A 637-nucleotide genomic window follows, 5' to 3' on the forward strand; every position below is an offset into this window, starting at 1 on the left:
TCCGAGGTCTGGAAGATCGACACGAATTTTTTGATCGTCGGGTCGTCCTTGCGGCTCGCCTTGGTGACGAAGCTCACCGCGAACAGCTTGTCCTCGATCCCGGAATAGATCAGCCCGCTCGTCGGGTCGAAGGTGCCGGCCCCTACCGGACGGTGGTCAACGATCCGTTGAGGCCGAGGAAGCTCTCCGCGTCTGCTCACCCCGTGATCTCACCCAGCCAGCCCCTATAAGATACCAAGAACGAAACTGGGTGTGCTCATCGGGTTTTCAGCAGCACACGGACGCACAGCTGATACCGGTCAGCCGCACGGCTGCGGAGAAGGGGCGAGTCGCAAGCCCGGCTGCCAGCCGCGGAAGGGCGTCTACCGTCTCGCTTTCGTGCTTTGTTCGTGACGGGAAGGCCGAAGCAGCAGGCGAGCAGCTGGTTCTGCTCGCGCACGGTCCAAATCCCCGCAAACCCGAAGCCCTTCCGCAGCCACAACATCCCCTCCAAGCCGCGGAACGTGCCCCGGGCCGGGTGGAACGAGCGGAAGCCGCCCACGCTTGGCATCGCTCGTTTCACCGGGCAGCGGTCGCTTTCAATGCTTTGCTGCAGGTGTTTGTTCACGTAGTGGACCGGCGTGCGGGGTAGCAGACC

2 pseudogenes are annotated in these 637 nt (G+C 63.3%); both read right to left on the minus strand.

Annotated elements, in window-relative coordinates:
- Nucleotides 1-200, minus strand: a pseudogene (locus MKL01_RS05195) (MetQ/NlpA family ABC transporter substrate-binding protein); the annotation flags it as partial.
- A 179-nt stretch (nucleotides 201-379) separates the two neighbouring features.
- Nucleotides 380-637 (minus strand): annotated as a pseudogene (locus MKL01_RS05200) (DDE-type integrase/transposase/recombinase); the annotation flags it as partial.

The sequence above is a fragment of the Methylobacterium sp. J-070 genome (assembly GCF_022829385.1).
GTDB lineage: Bacteria > Pseudomonadota > Alphaproteobacteria > Rhizobiales > Beijerinckiaceae > Methylobacterium.